Below are 20797 nucleotides of genomic sequence, written 5' to 3'. Positions count from 1 at the left end.
ATCACCCCTGCTTGGCCGCCTCCTGAGCATGCTGCGCCTGCCCCACCTCCGCTGCGGTGTATCGCAAGGTCAGCGCGATCAGACCGACGAGCAGCGCGCCGAACGCGGCGACGAAAAGTACCAGCGTGTAACCGCTGCCGAGGGCATCGAGTTGGGCCGGGGTCATGTCGGAGGGTTTGCCGGTGGTGCCACCGAGTGACAGCGTGCGGGTGGCGGCGACCGGTGCGAGCAGTCCGATCGCGATCGGTGTGCCCAGATTCATGAACATCTGGCCGACCGCCGTCAGCGGTCCGATATTCCTCGGCGGCACACCGACCAGCACGCACAGCGGGACCATCACCACCGCCACGCCGATGCCGAATCCGATGACGATGAACAGCACCAGCAGCGTCGGCAGGTACCGCACGCCGCGGTCCAGGGTCGAGCCGAACAGCAATCCGGCGACCATGATCGCCGCGGCACCGCTCAATAGCCAGCGCGGCGCCACGGTCATCGCCAGTTTCGAGGCGAGCGCGGTACCCATACCCGCGCCGATGGTGAATGGAATGAAGGCGAGCCCGGCGACCAGCGGGCTGTATCCGACGGCATTCTGGACGAACAGACCCGCGAAATAGGTTGTCGCGCCGAGCACTCCGCTGGCCAGCAGGATCGCACCGAAGGTCGCGTTGCGGTCGCGGTGATCGAACAGCGACCAGGGCAATAGCGGATTGCGGACCCACCGCTCGGCGAGAACGAAGCAGATCAGCAGCACCACACCGGCGACCAGCGAGCCGATGATGATCGGACTGTCCCAGCCGAATTCGGGTCCCTCGGTCGCACCGAATACCAAGGACGCGCACGCCGCCGTGCCGAGCACCGCGCCGCGCACGTCCAGGGGTAGTCGATGGTGGGTGGTATCGCGCAGTTGGAACAGCGCACCCCACAGGATCATCACCCCGATCGGCACATTGATCAGGAATATCCACCGCCAGCTCGCCTCGGTCAGCGCGCCGCCGATCACCAAACCGCCGACCGAGCCGACCGCCATCATCGAGCCGAAGATCGCGATCGCCTTGTTGCGCTCCCGGCCGGGTGCGAAGGTGGTCGCCACCAGGGCCAGTGCCGTCGGGGCCGCGAGCGCCGCACCGGTGCCCTGGATCGCGCGGGCCGCGATCAGCATCCCATCGTTCTGGGCGAGTCCGCACAGCAGTGAGGCCAGTGTGAACAGCGCGACCCCGGCGATGAACATGGGCTTGCGGCCGAACGAGTCACCGATCCGGCCGCCGAGCAACATCAGACCTGCGAAGGGCAGGCCGTAGGCGGTGACCATCCAGGCGCTACCCGAACTCGATAATCCCAGTTCGTCCTGTAGTCGGGGCAGCGCGAGAATCACCACCGTGCCGTCGAGCACGACCATCAGCTGCAACCCGCTCAGCACCAGAATTGCGAGTCCGAACGCCCGCCGCGTCACCGGATAACGCGTCGCCGCGGGATTGTCTGGCACAGTCAGCCACTGTAGTCAGGACCGACGGATGACCGGAATCGGCCCGGTCCGCGGGATGACCGGCATGGACCCGGTCCGCTGCGATTCCTCCTGCGCATGCTGCGCCTCGGCCAGTTGTGTCGGCGTGAAACGCAGCATCAGCGCGATGAAGCCGGCCGCGACCGCGACGAGTGAGCAGACCGCGAGGACCAGCGTGTACCCGCTGCCGAGCGCGAAGATCTCGGCCTCGTTCATATCCGCCGCCTTTCCGGTGCGCCCGCCCATGGACATCGTGCGCGAGGCCGCGATCGGAGTGAGCAGCCCGATGAATACCGGCGTCGCCAAATTCATGAACATCTGGCCCACCGCCGACAGCGGACCGATATCCGACGGCGGCACACCGACCAACACGCACAGCGGCGCGAGCACCATCGCGACGCCGACGCCGAAACCGATCACGATCAGCAGCGGCAGCAGGACGGTCAGGTAGCTCACACCGCCATCGAGCTGCGAACCGACCAGCAGTCCGGCCGACAACACGAACGCGGAGCCGCACAGCAGCCAGCGCGGTGCGACGACCAACGCCGCCTTGGAGGCCAGCGCGCCGCCGACGCCGATCCCGATCGTGAACGGAATCGAGGCGACACCGGCCACCAGCGGGCCGTAGCCGAGCACATTCTGCAGAAACTGTGCGACAAAGAACGTCATCGCGCCGAGCACACCACCGGCCAGGAAGATCAGTGCGAAGGTGGTGATCCGATCGCGGCTGTCGAACAGCGACCACGGCAGCAGTGGATCGTCGACGGTGCGCTCCACGACCACGAAGACGATGAGCAGCACCACACCCGCCACCAGCGCGCCGATGATCGCCGGACTGCCCCAGCCCATTTCCGGCCCTTCGGTCGCGCCGAAGACGATCGAGGCGCAGGCCAGGGTGCCGAGCACCGCGCCGCGGATATCGAGTGGGGACCGGTGGTGTTCGGTGTCCGCGAGCTGGAACAGCGCACCGATGATGATCAATGTGCCGATCGGCACATTGATCAGGAAGATCCAGCGCCAGGACAACTGGGTCAGTGCACCGCCGACCACCAGACCGCCGACCGAGCCGATACCGACCATCGAGCCGACGAACGCGATCGCCTGATTGCGCGCCTTTCCGGGCGCGAAGGTCGTCGCCACCAGCGCGAACGCCGTCGGCGCCGCGATCGCGGCACCCGCACCCTGTACCGCGCGCGCCGCGATCAGCATGGCCTGACTCTGCGCGAGTCCGCAGAGCAGCGACGCGACCGTGAACAATCCGACGCCGACCATCAGCATCCGCTTACGCCCGAATGCATCGCCGAGTCGCCCGCCGAGCAGCATGAGACCGGCGAAGGTCAGTCCGTACGAGGTCACCGTCCATGCGGCCCCCGCGCTGGTCATCCCCATCTCCTGCTGCAGTCGCGGCAGGGCGAAGATCACCACCGTGCCGTCGAGCACAACCATCAGCTGCAACCCGCTCAACACCAGAATCGCGAGACCAAAGGCCCGCTCCGTCACCGGATACTTCATCGTCGCCGCGGGATTATCGAGCACGGTGAGCCACTGTAATTGATACCGGTCTCACCTCCGCGCCCGCGCGGGTGCGATTCGCGCAGTCATAGCGGAAGCCGCTGGGCCTTGTGACAAGCCCCAATTGTCTGTGCTACTCGGCCGATGACGCGGCGCGCGGCTCGACGGAATCGGCCGAAAAACCTGCCGTGGGGCCGATGACGACGATCGCGGGCGGGCGGATGCCCTCCTCGCGGACGCGGGCGGCGACGGTGCCGAGGTCGGCGCGCAGGACGCGCTGGGTGCGCAGGGTCCCCTCCTGGATGACGGTCGCCGGGGTGTCGGCGGGGCGGCCGCCCTCGATCAGCGCGGTCGCGAATTGTTCGATGCGCTCGACCGCCATCATCAGCACGATCGTGCCGCGCAGCCGGGCCAGGGCGGGCCAGTCGACAAGCGAATCCGGGTGGTCGGGTGCGACATGGCCGCTCACCACGACGAACTCATGGGTGACGCCGCGATGGGTCACCGGGATGCCCGCGGCGGCGGGGACGGAGATGGGGCTGGTGATACCCGGTACCACGGTCACCGGAACGCCCGCCTCGACGCAGGCCTCGAGTTCCTCATAGCCACGGCCGAAGACATACGGGTCGCCACCCTTGAGCCGCACCACGAATTTGCCCGCCTTCGCACCCTCGATCAGCGCGGAATTGATCGCCTCCTGCGCCATGGCCCGCCCGTACGGAATCTTCGCCGCATCGATCACCTCGACATCAGGACCGAGTTCGGCCAGCAGCTCCGGCGGTGCGAGCCGGTCGGCGACAACGAGATTCGCGCGCGCGAGCAGGCGGCGGCCGCGCACCGTGATCAGATCCGGATCGCCGGGACCGCCGCCGACCAGCGCGACGCCCGGGGTGATCGGCGTCGAATCATCGATCACCACACCCGATTGCAGCGCCTCCAGCAGCGCATTGCGCACCGCCGCCGAGCGCCGATGCTGGCCACCGGCCAGCACACCGAGGGTGAGTCCGTCGTGCCGGGCGGTCGCGGGAGTCACCGCGGTGCCGAGCCGGGCACTGTCGGCGCGCACACAGAAGATCCGCCGCCGGGTGGCCTCCTCGACCACCGCGGCATTGGTCTCCGGTTCATCGGTGCAGGCGATCGCGTACCAGGCGCCATCCAGATCGCCATCGGCATAGGCACGCAAGGTCAGCGTGAGCTGCCCCGATGTCGCCATACCCTCCACCGCCGGGGTGACTTCGCGACTGACCACATGCACATCCGCCCCGGATGCGATCAGCAACCCGAGCCTGCGCTGCGCCACCGTCCCGCCACCGACCACGACCACACGCCGCCCATTGAGATCGAGCCCGACCAGGTAGTTCGGATCGCTGGCTGGACGCGCATCGGAGTCGTGTTCCGACTGGTCATCGGTGGGTACAGGCGTGTTCGGCACAGTGTTCGAGCCTACGTCCTGCGTGTGCGCTCTCGGCACTCACCCGCCACAGCAACTGCGCGGCAAGGCATCGCCCGTGAGCTGGCGATCCGCGACCAGCAGGCAGGCCGACATCAGGCGGATGCCGACGGTCCTTGCCCCAACCAGATTTCGGCTCGAGCGGTCCTTATACTTCGGCACATGAATCGCTGGGGCCGGGTGGTCCGTGCGGCGGTATCGGTGCTGTTGATCGGCTGGCTCGCGACGGGTGGTAGCGCGCAGGCGGATCCGGCGGCCTATACGCCTGCCGACGGAGTCGAATCGATGTACTTCCAGGCGGGCCCCTCGGAGGTCACCGAAGAGATCGGATTCGGTTGTTGTGATTCGACGGGGGCCGAGTACGACATCTGGTACCCGAGCGATCTCGGTGCTACTCGGCATCCGATCGTGGTGTGGGGCAACGGCACCGATGCGGTGCCGAGCCAATACGGCCATCTGCTGCGACATTTGGCGTCGTGGGGATTCGTCGTGATCGCGACGGAGAATCGGCAGACCGGGTCCGGGGTCGACATACTCTCGTCGCTCACCTACCTGCTGGACCGAGCACAGGATCCGTCGAGCGCATTCTTCGGAAAGCTGGACCCGACGGCGGTCGGCGCGCTGGGCCATTCGCAAGGCGCGAACGGTGTACTCAACGCGATGATCAAATCGGCCGGGGCGATCAAGACCGTGATTCCGTTCGAATTGCCCGCCCGGATCTGGTGCTCGGGCACCTGTGCCGACACTCGAAGCCTGAGTTCGGGTTCGCTGTTCTTGGTGAACGGCTCGGCGGATACATTCATTTCACCGTCGGATCAGCTACGGCCGTGGGAGTCCAGCGGGTTGCAGTCGAATCGGGCGTATTACGAGGCGGCAACCGTGCCGAAGGCATGGGGCACGCTGAACGGGTTGAACCACAACGATATTCAGGGCCAACCGGACTGCGCTCGAGCTTCCTTCTCGTGCACCACCGGGGTGTACGGATACCTGGGCTATCCGACCGCCTGGCTGCTGGCCGAACTCCGTGGCGACACCACCGCCCGCAGCATATTCGTCACGGGCACCGGCCCATTTCTGGCCTCATCACCGAACTGGAGCAACCAAACCAGCACAGTGCACTGACGTCGCGACGAACTGTCCGCAGCGAAGCTCGCGCTGGCGTACGATTCGACGGTTGTCCGGAACCCGGTCAGCAACCAGTGTTCAGGGATGGCATTGACCGATGACACGCCGCTGGCCTCCGAATACGCCGATCGCGTCATCGCGGTGGAACCGGGCGGCAACGAATACATTCCCGACGACGCGCGGCACGGCACCCCGCGCCAACTCTTCTGGACCTGGACCTCACCGAACCTGGAGTTCGCCACCATCTTCATCGGCGTGCTGTCGGTGACCGCCTTCGGCATGAACTTCTGGCAAGCCGGACTCGGGCTGGCAGTCGGCGTCGGACTCGGCGCGGCCGCACATTACGCATTGTCCGCGCGTGGCCCACTATTCGGTGTGCCGCAAATGGTCTTGGGCCGTACGGCATTCGGCTATCGCGGCAACGCGCTGCCCGCGGCATTCATGTCGATCATGTGCGGCGTCGGCTGGTTCGCCACCAATAGCGTCAGCGGTGCGTTCGCGCTGAGCACACTGACCGGGATGCCCAAAGTCGCCGCACTGGCGCTGATCGTGGTGGCGCAGACCGGATTTGCCGTCTCCGGTCACAATTTGGTGCACGCGTTCGAGCGGATCGTGTTCCCGGTGCTGGCCATGGTGTTCCTGATCGTGACGGTCGTGATCTTCACCAAGGCCGACCTAGGTGCCGCGGCGCCGTCCGGTGGCGTGGGCGGTATCGGCGGGTTCCTGCTCACCGTCGGCACCGCGTTCGGGTACGCGGGTGGCTGGAATCCATACGCGGCGGACTACTCTCGCTATCTGCCCGCCACGGTGTCGAAGGTCGCGACGGGCGGATACGCGGCGGCCGGATTGTTCGTCTCCTGCCTGTGGCTGTCGGTGCTCGGTGCCGCCTCGGCGACCATCACCAGCACGGTTGCCGGCAGTCCGACCGATATCTTCACGGCGAATCTGCCTACGGCGCTTGCCGATCTGACATTGTTGGCGATCGCCATCGGGGCCGTCGCCGCCAATGCGCTCAATGTGTATTCGGGTGCAATGGCTTTCGTGACAATTGGTGTCAAGTTGCCGCTGCGTACCCAGCGGGCCGTTGTATCGATCGCGTTCGGCGCTATCGGATTTCTGGTCGCGTGGTGGGCACTGCCCGATGCGGCAGCCAGCTACGAAGCGTTCCTGCTCGTCGTCGCCTACTGGATCGGTCCCTGGCTCGGCGTCATGTTCGCTGACCAATACCTGCGACACGGCCGCAAACTCGACGGTCTGCTGTACAACCGCTCCTACACCAATTGGGGTGGTGTGGCAGCATTCCTGATCGGTCTGGTCATCTCCGTATTGTTGTTTTCCAACCAAGCCAAGTTCACCGGCTACGCGGTTCGCGAGCTACCGGACCTCGGCGATATCACCTTCTTCGTCGGCTTCCTGCTTTCTGGAGCCGCCTATTTGCTGCTCGCGCGGCCGGGTAACTCTGCCGACGATTCGGTCGCCGCGGCTACCGAGTGACCGTGTCGGGGCGGTATATGGGCCGACGATCGCCGATTCAGTGGACCTGATCAGGCGTAGGCCGTACAGTTGAGCTATCACGCGAGTGATGCTGGCGATGGGACGCCGCTGCTACGACGTCCCATCTTATGGGGTTTACTTAGCCCGCAACCAGCGGACCAGAACGAGGGCCCCGGCGATGACGGCAGCTAATCCGAGACAGATGCCGTAGTCGACCGGGGCCTTGCTCTTTTTCCGGCGATGTTTCGCCATCCCCACCACCTCCCTTCTGGGCGCGGAGTAGGACCGAGTCCTCCGCCCCTCGAAGAGAGGTGGCATCACCGTACGTGAGCCCACCGACGAAAACTGCTGTATTGCTGGGATTTTCCGACGCCTACGGCGCGTCAGCGCACTGCGGCGAGTCGGTGGGCGCACAGGGCTAGCAGCAAAGTTCCGGCCAATGCCGGGTCGCTCGGGTCGTAACCGAGGAGTTCGCGGATGCGGTCGAGGCGTTGGTAGAGAGATTGGCGTCCGATATGCAAGGCGGTGGCGCTGCGAGTCGGGCTGGCGCCGTGCCGGAGGTAGACCTCCAGGGTGCGGGACAAATCGCTGTGATGGCTTGCGTCCCAGGCGATCAGGGGTGCGACGGTGGTGGCTATCAAGCGAGTTCGTTCGGATTCCGGCAGAGATTCGACCACCAACTCAGTGGCCAGCTCACGGCAGGTCGAGATCGGACCGCCCGCCAGCCGATCCCGGCGATGAAGCGTCGCGAGCCGGAGTGCGGCGCGTGTGGCTTGCAGCGAGCCGGTGAGTGCGGGTGCGGTGAACTCACAAGGATCGCCGACCACGATCGTGACCCCTTCGACGGTATTGGTGGCAAACGACTTTCGCAGTACGCGTACTGTCTCACCGACCGGATCCGCACCACCTCGCTCGACCGTGAGCAGCCCATACGTCGTGGCATGAACCTCCCCGACCAGCCCCGACCTACCGAGTTCCTTTGCCGCGGTATCCAATAGACGCGCGGCAATACGCGCATCAGGCGCGTCGAGCGCAACCGGGACCAGTATCCGTCCCGACAGCGCAGGAACTCCGGCTGCGGTACCGCGCACCTTCAGATCCGCCTGCCGAATCGGCTTGCCGTCCAATAGATCCGCCAGCAGGGTCATCGCCGCAAGCTGCGGCCGACCGGTCGGCGCACCCGAATTCGTCAGGGCCAAGCCGAGGCTCGGCGCGGACTGCTCCAGCACCTGCGCCAGCGTGGCCTCGTCGAGCACGGATCCCGGTCCCGCCGTGAGCGTTCCCCAGTTGTTCTCCCGCGCACGGATCGGCGCCGAGGCGACCGCCGCTTCGACGGCGGCCCACGCCGATCGATCATCATCGACGCCGTGCGCCGCGATCAACGCACCATTGCCGCTGGTCACGATCAACGCACAGCCGGTAGTCGCACCGATCCTGGCGAGCAGATGCGCCAACCCGTTACCCGCCGCGAGCTCCCTGGTGACATCGCGCGCGAGCTCGTTGAGCAAACGCAGCGCCGACACCTCGCGCGACACGATCTCGGTATTGGCCGCCCGGCACAGGTCGATGAACGGCACCACAGCGCGCAGCGCGATCAGCGGCAGCCCATTGCGCGAGGCCTCCGCGACCATATCCGGCGGCATCGCGTCGAAGGTGCGCCCCAACTCGAACGCCACCCCGGTGACCCCGCGGCCCGCGATCTCGCGCAGATAGTGCCGCCGCGTCCCCGCATCGACACCGGCCAGGCCCAGGCCGGTGGTGAGCAGCAGTTCACCACCGGACAGCAGCGGGCTGATCTCGTAGATCTCGCTGGAGTGCACCCAGCGAACCGACCGCCCCAATCTACGGTGACCAGCGAGAACGAGCGGATCGGCCGCACTGAACTGGTCGGCGAGTAGCTCGCGGACGGTGGGCAACATATGGTCATCTTGTCACTCCGGCCGTTGATCTGAGCGGACGAACTGTACGTTGCGATAGCCGCCCGGTTCCTGGAGGTTGGAGCCATGACGCAGGCGATAACGGCACAGCAACTGCTAGCGGTGGCTTATGACGAGGCGCTGCGGGGGCTGGCGGAAGGCGGGATCCCGATCGGCGCGGCCCTGTTCGCGGCGGACGGCACTCTGCTCGGACGCGGGCACAACCGCCGGGTGCAGTCCGACGACCCCAGCATCCACGCCGAGACCGATGCGTTTCGCAATGCGGGCCGTCGCCGCGACTACGGCTCGACCATCATGGTGACCACCCTGTCGCCCTGCTGGTACTGCAGCGGGCTGGTACGCCAGTTCGGCATCGGAGCGGTCATCATCGGGGAGTCGCAGACCTTCCACGGCGGTCACGACTGGCTGGCCGAACACGGCGTCGCGGTGACCGTGCTCGAAGACCAGCGCTGCATCGACCTGATGACCGAGTTCATCGCCGACCAACCACTGCTCTGGCACGAAGACATCGGAGTGTCCGACCAGATCGACGCATAGCGACAGAACACTTCCGTCGAGCATTCCCGCACGGTAGCGCTGGCCGAACAGAAGGGACCGAAGCATGAACGCGATCGCCTCGATCGACCTCGCCCGGTGGCGGGTGGGCGGATCGGCCGCCGCCGAAGTCGAACGCGATGTGGACTTGGGGTTGCGTCGCGCCGGATTTCTGCTCGTCTATGGGCACGGCATACCGGCGGAATTGCCCGCGCAGGTGCGCGCGGCGGCCCGCCGCTTCTTCGCGCTACCGGACGAGGTCAAGCAGCGCTATGCGGTCACCGTCGGCGGCCGTGGCTGGATCGGTCCCGGCAAGGAGGCCAACGGTTATGCCGAGGGCACCGAAACGCCACCCGATCTCAAGGAGACCTACGCCGTCGGCGCCGACACCCGCACCGGCGATCCCGAGGTCGACGAGGTCTGGTTCCTGCCCAATGTCTGGCCCGAGGAGGTGATCGAACTGCGCGAGCTGATGACCGCCTACACCGCCGCCATGCGCACCCTCTCCGATGAACTGCTCGCTCTCTTCGCCGCCGCACTCGAGTTGCCCGCCAACCCTTTCCAGGGTCTGGCCGCACGTCCTACCTGGACCTGCAATATCAACCACTACCCGCCGCTCAGCGCGGTCGGCGCGCCTGAACCCGGTCAGTACCGCATCGGCCCGCATACCGATTTCGGCACGGTCACCGTGCTCGATCGCGAGCCCGGCGCAGGCGGATTGCAGATCTACACCGAAGCCGGAGGCTGGGCCGACGCACCCTACGATCCGGCCGCGCTGACCGTGAATATCGGTGACCTGCTCGCCTATTGGAGCGGCGAACGCTGGCCGTCCGGCAGGCATCGGGTGCAGCCACCGCAACCGGAAGCGCCCGAGGAGGATCTGGTCTCGCTGATCTACTTCTACGAACTCGATCACGATGCCGTGGTCACCCCGCTCGAGCCGCCGATCGGCCGGGTGAGCGGACTGCAACCGGTGGTGTCGGCCGCCTTCCTGCGCACCAGGCTGGATGCCATCACCATCGGCTGATCCGCCACTCCGGCAAGGGATTTCAGCGGAAGTACGGGTAGTCCTGCACCCAATTGAACCCACGGCCGCGCAGCGGGAAGCTGTTCAGATCGACCTGCTGCAGGGAAATGGTCACCGGGCGACCGTTCAACTGCCCGTTCAGCGTCAGGCGGTCGGGTGTGGGCTGTTCGAAGGTGAACATGGCGATCGAACTCGGCTGCGCGTCCGGGCGCTGCGGCGGCGCGGATACCGCGATCGTATGTGCGGCGGTGTCGACAGCGGGAACGACCGGCACAAGTGTGCCGTCCATTTTCTGATAGGTCATGCCCAGCACATCGAAAACGACTCGCTGCCAACGTGTTTCATCGGTGGTCAGCGGCGGAACCGGCGCCCCGTCCTGGGTGAACTCCGATACCGTCCAGATCCCGTACAGCGGCGGCTTCGGGCTGCCACCGCCGCCCTCGTTCCAGTACTTCAGCCCCGTGTGCACGAAACCCAATGCCATCCACACCCCGAGCGCGACCTGCAGTGCGATCGCTATCCATCGAGTTCGGTTGCCGCGGAAGGGATCCGGTTGCGTGGCTGGTTCGGACGGCCGGTTCAGCACCAGCACATTCGCCAGCCGCCGCGCCTGCGGCGCCAGCAGGACCATGCTCAGCAGCATGAGGTGGAAGGCCAGGATCTTGACCGGGACGTCGAAGGTCATATTGAGCACGAAGACCTGGGCCAAGCTCACCAGGCTCAACATCGCGCCGATCGTCGCGGTGCGCGGCACGAAAAGCAAGAGCCCGCCGAGCACTTCCGCGCAGCCGAGCAAGATCTCGTAGGTCGGTGCACTCCCGACCTGATGCCACAGCACCGAGGCGGGGCTGAACTCACCGTATGGTTGCAGCAGTTTGGCGAGCGAGGGCTCGGGCATCTGCGTCGGAATCGCCTTGGCGAACCCGTACAGCAGCATCTGCCCGCCCAGGCAGATCCGGATGAAGAGCAGGAACCAGGCCTGCAGCCGCTGATAGTTCGGCCGGTGCCGGTCCAGCACCGTCCAGATGAGCGTCGCCACCGCCGCGACGATCAGCAAGCAGTAGACGAACGACCAGAAGAACCACTGATCGCCGCTGCCGGAATTCTCCCGCAACACTACTTCGGTATCGAAGAACCCTCGCCCGGCCCATTCGATGACCGGGCTCATCACGCGAAATTCCCAGAGCGCCGCGTTGTCGGGCAGGGAATCGACCAGTAGTCCGGCGAATGCGAAAGGAATCTGGGAAAACAGCAGGCAGAACAGGCCGAAATAGACGAAGCAGAATCGGAACACAATCTGGGCCAACGGATTCCACCGAGCCGGCTCCCCGAGCGGTGTGACGCTGTCTTCCCGATCCAGAACCTCCGTACCGACCACACTCACATCGATCCCCTCACTCTCACCCAACGACGCCACGTCTGCCGACGGTATCCGGGCGCTCACCCCACGCGCTTCCAGGAAAACCCCGATCTCCACCCCGACCCACCGGGGTATGCGCATCCGCCGGAAGTATGACCGCCCGCCCGCCGACCACTCGGCGCGCTGGAATGTCAATACCGAATTTCACCCAGTGAGGGTCGTAGGTTTTCTTCTAATTTTTGCGGTAAGCGCCAACTAGAACGCGTTACAGTCGCCGCAGGCACATGCGTCAGGAGGACAGAGAATGGCCGAAGATCCGGACCCCACCGCGCGGCGGCAGCTGACCGTCAGCGCGCGGGACCTCGACACCCTCGCCGAGGATCTGTCCCGTTGGCTGGGCGGCAGGGTCGGAGCGGATCACCCGCCCAAGATCTCGGCGCTGTCGCGGCCGCAGGGCGCCGGGATGTCGAGTCCGACGGTGCTGTTCGACGCCGAATGGAGTGTGGGCGGGCAGACCGAGCACGGCTCGTTCGTGGCCAGGATGACCCCGGATGCCGATTCGTTCCCGGTCTTCGAAACCTATGACCTGGAACTGCAATACCGGATCATGGCAGGGGTCGCGGCGGCCTCGGAGGTGCCGGTGCCCGAACTGTGCTGGCTGGAGACCGACGAGAAGGCGCTCGGCACAAAGTTTTTCGTAATGCGCCAGATCGAGGGCCGGGTGCCCTCGGACAATCCGCCGTATGTGTTCATCGGCTGGCTGTTCGACGCGAGTCCGCAGGAGCGGGCCGAACTGACCGCGAAGACCGTCGAGGTCATCGCGAAGGTGCACGAAATCCCGGACCCGGCAACACGATTCCCGATGCTGGACGGTCCCGGGCAGGCACTGCGCCGCCATGTCGAATGGCATCGGAACTGGTATCGCTGGGCATTGGCCGATGACGGCTACCCGATCCCGCTGATCGAGCGGACCTTCGACTGGCTCGACGCGCACTGGCCCGCCGATCCCGGCCCCGACGTACTGAGCTGGGGCGACTCCCGACCCGGCAATGTGCTGTACGACGGATTCACCCCGGTCGGCGTACTCGACTGGGAAATGGCCGGACTCGGCCCGCGTGAACTGGATATCGCCTGGCTCATCTTCATTCACCGCTTCTTCCAGGACATCGCCACCCGCTTCGACCAGCCGGGGCTGCCGGACTTCCTGCGACGCGCGGACGTTGTCGCGAAATACGAAGAGATCACCGGATATACGGTTCGCGATCTCGACTTCTACATCGTCTACGCGGCGCTGCGGCACGCGATCGTCATGGCCAGGGTCAAGCGCCGGATGATCCACTTCGGCGAGGATACCGACACTCCCGATCGCGACGACTACGTAATGCACCGGGCAAGCCTGGAGGCGCTGCTCGACGGAACCTACGAATGGGATTAGAGGAAATCATGGCTGTACCCGAGGGTCGCTCCGCAGGCTCCGCGCCTTCGCCCCTTGATGAATACCCCATCCACCAGACACATCTGTCGATGGCCCGAGTCGCCAGCAGCGACCGGAACTTCTACGACCGAAGCTATTTCAACGGTCACGACCGCGATGGCGGCACCTTCTTCGTCACCGGCGGCGGTGTCTATCCGAACCTCGGGGTGATCGACGCGTACGCCTGCGTGCGGCGCGGTGATATCCAGCGCACGGTCCGCTTCTCCGACGCGCTCGGTGATCGCGGCATCGACCTGAGCGTCGGCGGCTACCGCATCGAGGTACAGGAACCGCTGCAGCGGATCCGGGTGGTCTGCGAGCACGACGATCTCGGCTTCGACCTCACCTGGCACGGATCGTTTCCCACCGTCGAGGAACAACCGCATCTGATCCTCAACGGCAATCGTCCGATCATCCAGGCGACCCGTTTCGCGCAGGTCGGCTCGTGGGAGGGGACACTGCACGTCGACGGCACGGACCTCACCATCGACCCGGCCGTCTGGATGGGCACCAGGGACCGCTCCTGGGGCATCCGCCCGGTCGGCGAACCCGAGCCGCCCGGCCGCGCCGCCGCCGAACCCTCGGGCGGATTCTGGTGGATGTATGTGCCGATTCGCTTCGACGATTTCGCCATCGTGGTGATTCTGCAGGAGGAGCCCGACGGCAAGCGCACCCTCAACGACGCCGTCCGGGTCTTCCCGGACGGCCGCACCGAACAGTTGGGATGGCCGCGCTACCACATCGAATACCGTTCCGGCACAAGACATCCTGTAGGCGCCCGATTGGAGCTCACCACCCAGGACGGTAAGCCGCTCGAGGTCGAGATCCGCACCGTCACCAATGTCCCCCTGCACGTCGGCTGCGGCTACGGCGGCGACCCGGACTGGCTGCACGGCCGCTGGATGGGCCGCGACTGGTCCTCGAACAGCACCTACGACCTCACCGACCCGGCCATCGCAAGCCGCATCCCCTTCGGCGTCATCGACCACGTCGCGCATGCCCGCTGCGGGGAGTCCGAGGGGTGGGGTTTGTTCGAGCACGCGAGTCTCGGGCGGCACGATCCGACCGGCTTCGCCGACTGGGGTTCCGTGGCGCCGTAGGGTTTCCGGGCGGGCACGTCCGAGCCGGCGGGCACGTCCGAGCCGGCGGGCACATCCGAGCCGGCGGGCACGTCCGAGCCGGCGGGCACGTCCGAGCGGGCGGGCACGTCCCGAGTAGCTTCTTCGCACAGGTGCGTCTGAGCGGGCTCATCTGGGCCGGGCACGTATAAGCAGGCAAGGCACGTCTGGCCGGGCACGTCTGGCCGGGCACGTCTGGCCGGGCACGTCTGGCCGGGCACGTCTGCAGGCTGCCCGTTCATCCAGAGGTTGAACTTGTGTTATGCCGAAGGCGATTCGGCGACGAGCGCGGCGGCAATCACGATTCCATCGACCGTCCGCCTGGGAATAACAAGCGGCCCACCGGCGGCGAGCAGCGCGGCGGCCTCCGCGACGCTTGCCGTACCGAGCGCGTCGCCGGTGCGGGCCGAGGGATTGGGAACATCAACCTCGGCAAGTTCGGCCGCTGCATAGGCACGGACCGAAGCACCCAACCGGCTCGCGACACCGAGCAGGCCACGCTCCCCAGCACGCCGGTCGATGGTCGCGAGACAGGCAATGGGCTTGTCACCCATCACTTCTCGCAGCGCAGCCAGCAGGCGTTCGCTCGATGTCCCGGGCCGGAACCCGATCCCGACAGCCAAATCAGGTGATCGCGCTTGCCTATTGGGCGATGCGACCACATTCGCCGATGCGTCGGCTCGCACCTCAGGGGTGCCGAACGGCGGCACGAGTTCGGGTGTAGTGGGCGGCTGCGGCGACGAAACGGCTTGTGGCTTCGGGATTTCCGGCGGGGTGGGTATGTAGGTAAGAGGCGTGTACGCGGTGGATGAGGGCGCCCTCGCGGATGCGGTCGCCTGCGGTGTGCCAGCCCCACGCGGGGGCGTCGGTGCCGGAGGTCACCAGTCGGGTGCGGTGGAATTCGTGGCCGCGTACGCGCTCGCCCGCTCGCCACAGTGCGGAATCGGTGAGTGCCACGGCATCTCGGTAGCCAAGGGTAAGGCGGGGGCCGAATTCCGCCGTTGCGTCGACCACACCCGCCATCGGGTGTCCGTCGAGCGAGCGGGTCAGATACAGCAGCCCGGCGCATTCGGCATGCACCGGAAGCCCGGCCCGCGCACCGGCACCCACCTGCGCCAACAGCTGAGTATTCGCCGCCAATTCCGCCGCATGTTCCTCCGGAAATCCACCCGGCAACACCAATCCCGATGTACCAGAGGGAAGTTCATCACGCATCGGATCGAAAACCACAACCCGAGCCCCCGCCGCCGCCAACAACTCCCGATGCTCGGCATACCCAAACGTGAACGCGGGCCCACCGGCTATCGCGATCACCGGGCCGAGCCCCACCCCCGCAGCCCCACCGCCGTCCCCCGGCGCCGTCACACCGCCCACCGCAATCCCACGACTCGTGCCCACCACCGCCGCATCGCTCACGCCCCCGGCGACTCCCACCGCTCCGGTACGACCCGATCCCGTGGCAACCGCATCACTTCGACCAGTGATCGATTGCGACGCGCCTGTTTCCGGCCGCGACGCGCTCCTCTCGGCGAGTGCATCCCGTTCGGACAGCGACTCCGCGGCGGCGTGGATCGCGGTGGCTGGATCCCATGCGGGGCCGGTGACGGTTGTGTGGGCCAAGCGGGCTATGGCGGGGAGATCGACGTGGGTGGCGACGAGATTTGTCATTGCTTCGACGGCTGCGGTGGCGGCGGGGCCGTGCTCTACGGCGGGGATGAGGCCCAGGTGGCGGGAGGGGACCTCTAGTTCGGTCATGCGGGGCAGGCAGCCGAGGACGGGGAGGCCTACCCGGTCGCAGGCGGCGCGCAGGACCTCCTCGTGGCGTTCGCTGCCGACGCGATTCAGGATGACGCCGCCCAGGCGGATCCCGGAGTCGAAGGTGGCGAAGCCGTGCAGTAGGGCGGCGAGGCTCTGGCTGTGGCCGCGGGCATCGACGACCAATATCACTGGGGCGCCGAGCAATCCGGCGACCTGGGCGGTGGATCCCTCGGCGATCGGTCCGGATCGGTTCTCGTCGATGCGCCCGTCGAACAGCCCCATCACACCTTCGACCACCGCAAGATCACAGCCATCCGCACCGTGCCGGTAAAGCGGCACAACGCGTTCCGCGCCAACCAATACCGGATCGAGATTGCGCCCCGGCCGCCCCGCAGCCAACCCGTGATATCCCGGATCGATGTAATCCGGCCCCACCTTGAACGGCGCCACCCGATGCCCTGCCCGCCGCAGCGCCCCGATCAACCCCGTAGCCAGCGTCGTCTTCCCACTCCCCGAAGCCGGAGCCGCAATAACCACCGCCGGAACGCGCCTCCCCAACAAATCCCCGCTGGTCAATTGATCACCATGCACTGGTGCAGGCAAACGTCGAGTACCCACCTGCACCAGCGCATTCTCGCGGGGTTCACCATTCGATGCCTCGTTGGCCTTTGCGGCCTGCGTCCATGGGGTGCTTGAGTTTGGTCATTTCGGTTACTAGGTCGGCGGCGTCGAGTAGGGGTTGGGGGGCGTCGCGGCCGGTGATGACTATGTGTTGGGTGCCGGGGCGGGTTTTTAGGGTGTCTACTACCTCGTTGATGTCGATCCAGCCCCATTTGAGGGGGTAGGTGAATTCGTCGAGGACGTAGAAGCGGTGTTGTTCGGCGGTTAGTCTGCGGGCGATTTCGCGCCAGCCTGCTAGGGCTGCGGCGGCGTGGTCTTCATCGGTGCCCTGTTTGCGGGTCCAGGACCAGCCTTCGCCCATCTTGTGCCATTCGACCGGTGCGCCGGTGCCGGTCTCCTCGTGTAGGCGGCCGAGCGTGCGGAATGCGGCCTCCTCCCCGACCTTCCACTTGGCGCTCTTCACGAACTGGAATACCGCTATATCGAAGCCCTGATTCCACGCCCGCAATGCCATCCCGAAGGCGGCCGTCGACTTCCCCTTACCCGGCCCGGTATGCACCGCGAGCACCGGCTGATTGCGCCGCTGCCGGGTGGTCAGCCCATCATCCGGAACCGTCTCCGGCACACCCTTAGGCATTGAAACTCCTTGGGAATCGATTGATCAGAGCGCCTTCGCGATTCGCGGGCATATCGTCGGTCGTACGACCGAAACTGATGCGACGCTCTGCCGTCACAGCTGACAGCGTGGGCTTCGGTGTCGCCGCCGAGCGAATCGTACGTCGAAGCCCGGAACGACCACTGATCGCTCGGGTTCGACCAATGACGGTCGCGTCACCACGATCAAGCGGTGCCGACTTGTACAGAATTGCCGAATATCGTTGGCCCGCCGCGGATTCGACGCAGGACACTGACATCGACACGATCAGGTGACTCGGGTCGTTGCGACAGCCGCCCGGGCGCGGACGAAGTCCGCGACCGAATCGCCGGTCAGCCCATCGAGTTGGGGATATCCGGCCAGTAGAGCGCGAGCCAGGTCGACCGCCAGGCGGCAGCACACCGATCACGCGGCTCGGGTCGCACTGACACCCGGACGACCCGATCCGATGCGAACGCCATCCGCTACCGAACCGCGGGTCAGCTCGCCGAGCGAGACATATCCGGCACGCATTACGTGGGCCACGTCGGCGGCCAGGCGGCAGCACCCCGATCATGCGGCTCGGGTCGCACTGACACCCGGACGACCCGATCCGGCACGGACGACATTCGCTACCGAATCGCCGGTCAGTTCGGCGAGTTGCAGGTATCCGGCGCGGAGGGTGCGGGCCAGATCGGCGGCGAGGCCGAGGCGGATCATGCCGCGTTCGCAGTCGACGACGATCGAGGTGATCGCCTCGTTGGCGAGCAGATTCGCGGCGGCGCGGGCGCGTAGGACCGGGTCGGTGCCGCCGGTGGCGCGGCCGTCGGTGAGGAGCACCAGCATCGGGCGGCGGCGGGGATCGCGGACGCGCTCGCGGTGTATGACTTCGCGCGCCTTCAATAGTCCTGCGGCGAGGGGGGTTTTGCCGCCGGTGCGCATGCCGGACAGGCGGCGCACGGCAATGTCCACCGAGGATGTCGGCGGCAGGACGAGTTCGGCTTCCTGACCGCGCACGGTGATCACCGCGACCTTGTCGCGTCGCTGATAAGCGTCGCGCAGCAGCGCGACCACAGCGCCGGTAACCGCCGAAAGCCGATCCCGGGCCGCCATGGATCCGGAGGCGTCGACCACGAAGACGACCAGATTGCCTTCGCGCCCTTCGCGATACGCGCCGCGCAGATCATCGGCGGCCAACCTCAACGGCCCATCGGCGCGACCACGGGAACGCTGATGCGGCGCGGCAGCGAAGACGGTGCCGAGCAGATGTAGGCCAGCGGAGGTGTCGGCGCTGGAGCGAACAGTGCGGCCCTGTCTGGTCTGCGCACGCGAACGGCGACCCGCCGCGCCCTCACCGACGCCTGGCACCTCCCAACGTGGCGGTGTCACAACGGATGTCGTGGGTGCGCCGGTGCGCCCCACGCGCGCGGACGGCGATTGCCCGCCACCGGGCCCGCCGCTCGGCGAATCCGGACCATCGTCATCGGGACCACGTCCGTCCGCATCATCGTCGGGGCCTGCACCATCCGGGCCACCGTTGCCATCCGCGTCCAGGTTGTCGATCAGGCCGGTGTCATCGCCATCGCTCGGACCGCCATCAGATGCCGTATCGTCCCGATGGTCATTCAGACCCGCGTTGTCGGCATCGCTCGGGCTGCCATCGGATGCCGCATCGTCCGGATGGCTGTCCGCGCCGTCGTCCCCCGAACTCGACTGCTCCAATTCGTCACGCCCACCGGACTTTTCGGCCCGCGCGGCCTCTTCCCCCGCCTCGCGCATCGCCTCATCCAGCTGCTCTTCGCTGATCCCCGGCTCATCGAAGGGATCCCGACGCCGCCGATGCGGCAGTGCCAGCTCAGCGGCGACGCGCACATCCTCCTCGGCCACCGCATCCGCCCCACGCCAAGCCGCATGCGCGGTAGCGGTTCTGGCGACCACCAGATCCGCCCGCATCCCATCGACATCGAAAGATGCACACAGCGCGGCAATCCGCCGCAGCTCGACATTGTCGAGTGCGACAGCGGCGACCCGATCGCGGGCGGTGAGAATCCGTTCGGCCACTTCCCGATCGGCGGCGGCATAGCGTCCCGCGAACCCGGCCGGATCCGCCTCGTAGTCGAGGCGACGTCGCACCACCGCCATCCGGATGTCCACATTCCGCGAGGCCGCGACGTCGACGGTAAGCCCGAATCGGTCCAGCAGCTGCGGCCGTAGCTCACCCTCCTCCGGATTCATGGTGCCGACCAGCACGAATCGGGCGGGGTGCGAATGCGAGACCCCATCGCGCTCGATATGCACCCGCCCCATGGCCGCGGCGTCCAGCAGGACGTCGACCAGGTGGTCGTGCAGCAGATTCACCTCGTCGACGTAGAGCACGCCGTGATGTGCGGCCGCCAGCAGCCCGGGCCGGAACGCCTGCTCACCATCGCGCAGCACCCGCTCCAGATCCAGCGACCCGACCACCCGGTCCTCGGTGGCGCCCACGGGTAGTTCGACCAGCCGAGCGGGCCGCGCACCGGTCTCATCGACAACGGGCGGCAGTAACTGCGCAAGTGCCCGCACCACAGTCGATTTCGCGGTCCCCTTCTCTCCGCGCACCAGCACGCCGCCGATCCCGGGGTGCACCGCGCACAGGATCAGCGCCAGCTGCAACCGTTCCTGTCCGACCACCGCCGAGAAAGGGAATCCCGCAGCACCGTCGGTATCCGGACGCGAACCGGTCAGCGAGGGGGCATGCGGCGCGGTTTCCATATGGGACAGGGACACGTCCCAACTGTATTCGCGCCGGAACCGCCACCCGGCAGCACCCTCCACCGGCCCGAACCGTGCCGCCGAGCCGTGCGCATCCGGCGCGCCTGTCGATCGGCACCCCTGCGGCGGGACCGCATGCGACGTTCGCAGCTCAATGCCCGGGCGATGGCCTCACATCGTCACAACCTGTGCGACGTAGCAACTTGAACATGCGCCCGGTCGAGCACGCACCGCCCGCACAAAGCGCCATGCTCGACAAGCCGGCAGCCCCAACTCAAAGCCCGCCTCCACGGGCTCCCCAGCGGACCACCTCACTGGACCGCGTCAGCGCGCTCCGCAGACCAACTCGCAAGCCTGCCTCCGCGCTCCCCAGCGACCACCTCCCGGGCCGCCTCTACACGACCACCTCACTGGACCACGTCTACGCGCTCCCCAGACCAACTCACACGACCTCGTCAAAGCGCTCCCAAGACCATCTCGCAAGCCCGCCTCCGCGCGCTC

The 20797-nt window shown here is 66.6% G+C and carries 15 protein-coding genes; 6 read left to right on the top strand and 9 right to left on the bottom strand.

Going from position 1 to position 20797, the window contains the following annotated elements; all coding sequences use genetic code 11:
• Window position 1 precedes the first annotated feature (1 nt).
• The 3 genes from ABZ293_RS05760 to cobA form a co-directional block, all read right to left on the bottom strand.
• Window positions 2-1483 (bottom strand): MFS transporter, encoded by a 1482-nt coding sequence (locus ABZ293_RS05760; RefSeq protein WP_355177604.1) that lies wholly within the window; start codon window positions 1481-1483, stop codon window positions 2-4.
• Between the two features lie 15 nt (window positions 1484-1498).
• On the bottom strand, window positions 1499-3013 hold the full coding sequence (locus ABZ293_RS05755; RefSeq protein ID WP_355177881.1) for an MFS transporter: 1515 nt from the start codon (window positions 3011-3013) through the stop codon (window positions 1499-1501).
• 133 nt (window positions 3014-3146) lie between these two features.
• A complete protein-coding gene (cobA, locus tag ABZ293_RS05750) occupies window positions 3147-4367 on the bottom strand; it encodes a uroporphyrinogen-III C-methyltransferase (protein ID WP_355177879.1) in 1221 nt (406 codons plus the stop codon).
• A 258-nt stretch (window positions 4368-4625) separates the two neighbouring features.
• On the opposite strand from cobA, the gene ABZ293_RS05745 reads away from it, so the two are divergent.
• Together ABZ293_RS05745 and ABZ293_RS05740 are read left to right on the top strand one after the other, a co-directional pair.
• Complete coding sequence (locus tag ABZ293_RS05745; RefSeq protein WP_355177602.1) at window positions 4626-5585, top strand: hypothetical protein; 960 nt, start codon at window positions 4626-4628, stop codon at window positions 5583-5585.
• An 87-nt stretch (window positions 5586-5672) separates the two neighbouring features.
• Complete coding sequence (locus tag ABZ293_RS05740) at window positions 5673-7082, top strand: cytosine permease (protein ID WP_355177600.1); 1410 nt, start codon at window positions 5673-5675, stop codon at window positions 7080-7082.
• Window positions 7083-7465: 383 nt separating this feature from the next.
• On the opposite strand, the gene ABZ293_RS05735 is transcribed toward ABZ293_RS05740, so the two are convergent.
• Window positions 7466-9001, bottom strand: coding sequence for a PucR family transcriptional regulator (locus ABZ293_RS05735; RefSeq protein WP_355177598.1), 1536 nt, complete (start codon window positions 8999-9001; stop codon window positions 7466-7468).
• Between the two features lie 84 nt (window positions 9002-9085).
• On the opposite strand from ABZ293_RS05735, the gene ABZ293_RS05730 reads away from it, so the two are divergent.
• Window positions 9086-9556: a nucleoside deaminase gene (locus ABZ293_RS05730; RefSeq protein WP_355177596.1), complete on the top strand. Its 471-nt coding sequence runs from the start codon at window positions 9086-9088 to the stop codon at window positions 9554-9556.
• A 64-nt stretch (window positions 9557-9620) separates the two neighbouring features.
• Window positions 9621-10580, top strand: coding sequence for a 2-oxoglutarate and iron-dependent oxygenase domain-containing protein (locus ABZ293_RS05725; protein ID WP_355177594.1), 960 nt, complete (start codon window positions 9621-9623; stop codon window positions 10578-10580).
• A gap of 22 nt (window positions 10581-10602) precedes the next feature.
• Here ABZ293_RS05725 and ABZ293_RS05720 read toward each other — a convergent pair whose 3' ends face one another.
• Window positions 10603-12081 (bottom strand): DoxX family protein, encoded by a 1479-nt coding sequence (locus ABZ293_RS05720; RefSeq protein WP_355177592.1) that lies wholly within the window; start codon window positions 12079-12081, stop codon window positions 10603-10605.
• 163 nt (window positions 12082-12244) lie between these two features.
• Here ABZ293_RS05720 and ABZ293_RS05715 point away from each other — a divergent pair, with 163 nt between their 5' ends.
• Entirely contained in the window at window positions 12245-13375 is a 1131-nt protein-coding gene (locus ABZ293_RS05715; protein ID WP_355177590.1) for a phosphotransferase family protein, read from the top strand.
• A gap of 89 nt (window positions 13376-13464) precedes the next feature.
• Window positions 13465-14514, top strand: a complete 1050-nt coding sequence (locus tag ABZ293_RS05710; protein WP_355177588.1) for a hypothetical protein — start codon at window positions 13465-13467, stop codon at window positions 14512-14514.
• A gap of 278 nt (window positions 14515-14792) precedes the next feature.
• Here the strand turns inward: ABZ293_RS05710 and ABZ293_RS05705 are convergent, their stop codons facing one another.
• From ABZ293_RS05705 to ABZ293_RS05690, 4 genes are all read right to left on the bottom strand, one after another.
• Window positions 14793-15194: a cobalamin biosynthesis protein gene (locus ABZ293_RS05705; RefSeq protein WP_355177877.1), complete on the bottom strand. Its 402-nt coding sequence runs from the start codon at window positions 15192-15194 to the stop codon at window positions 14793-14795.
• Between the two features lie 25 nt (window positions 15195-15219).
• A complete protein-coding gene (locus ABZ293_RS05700) occupies window positions 15220-16866 on the bottom strand; it encodes a cobyrinate a,c-diamide synthase (protein WP_355177586.1) in 1647 nt (548 codons plus the stop codon).
• Window positions 16867-16933: 67 nt separating this feature from the next.
• Window positions 16934-17548, bottom strand: coding sequence for a cob(I)yrinic acid a,c-diamide adenosyltransferase (cobO, locus tag ABZ293_RS05695; protein ID WP_355177584.1), 615 nt, complete (start codon window positions 17546-17548; stop codon window positions 16934-16936).
• A 570-nt stretch (window positions 17549-18118) separates the two neighbouring features.
• Entirely contained in the window at window positions 18119-20296 is a 2178-nt protein-coding gene (locus ABZ293_RS05690; protein ID WP_355177875.1) for a VWA domain-containing protein, read from the bottom strand.
• Window positions 20297-20797 lie beyond the last annotated feature (501 nt).

It is taken from the genome of Nocardia sp. NPDC005998 (assembly GCF_040614395.1).
GTDB lineage: Bacteria > Actinomycetota > Actinomycetes > Mycobacteriales > Mycobacteriaceae > Nocardia.
Note: the sequence above shows the minus strand (reverse complement) of the source record. Positions and strands in the feature narration are given on the sequence as shown.

Bases quoted from the DNA above. Each gene is read 5' to 3' on its own strand.
- ABZ293_RS05725 (WP_355177594.1), top strand. From the start codon at position 9,621: ATGAACGCGATCGCCTCGATCGACCTCGCCCGGTGGCGGGTGGGCGGA.
- ABZ293_RS05755 (WP_355177881.1), bottom strand. From the start codon at position 3,013: ATGAAGTATCCGGTGACGGAGCGGGCCTTTGGTCTCGCGATTCTGGTG.
- ABZ293_RS05690 (WP_355177875.1), bottom strand. From the start codon at position 20,296: ATGGAAACCGCGCCGCATGCCCCCTCGCTGACCGGTTCGCGTCCGGAT.
- ABZ293_RS05720 (WP_355177592.1), bottom strand. From the start codon at position 12,081: ATGCGCATACCCCGGTGGGTCGGGGTGGAGATCGGGGTTTTCCTGGAA.
- ABZ293_RS05730 (WP_355177596.1), top strand. From the start codon at position 9,086: ATGACGCAGGCGATAACGGCACAGCAACTGCTAGCGGTGGCTTATGAC.
- cobO (WP_355177584.1), bottom strand. From the start codon at position 17,548: ATGCCTAAGGGTGTGCCGGAGACGGTTCCGGATGATGGGCTGACCACC.
- ABZ293_RS05715 (WP_355177590.1), top strand. From the start codon at position 12,245: ATGGCCGAAGATCCGGACCCCACCGCGCGGCGGCAGCTGACCGTCAGC.
- ABZ293_RS05740 (WP_355177600.1), top strand. From the start codon at position 5,673: ATGGCATTGACCGATGACACGCCGCTGGCCTCCGAATACGCCGATCGC.
- ABZ293_RS05710 (WP_355177588.1), top strand. From the start codon at position 13,465: ATGGCCCGAGTCGCCAGCAGCGACCGGAACTTCTACGACCGAAGCTAT.
- ABZ293_RS05735 (WP_355177598.1), bottom strand. From the start codon at position 9,001: ATGTTGCCCACCGTCCGCGAGCTACTCGCCGACCAGTTCAGTGCGGCC.
- ABZ293_RS05745 (WP_355177602.1), top strand. From the start codon at position 4,626: ATGAATCGCTGGGGCCGGGTGGTCCGTGCGGCGGTATCGGTGCTGTTG.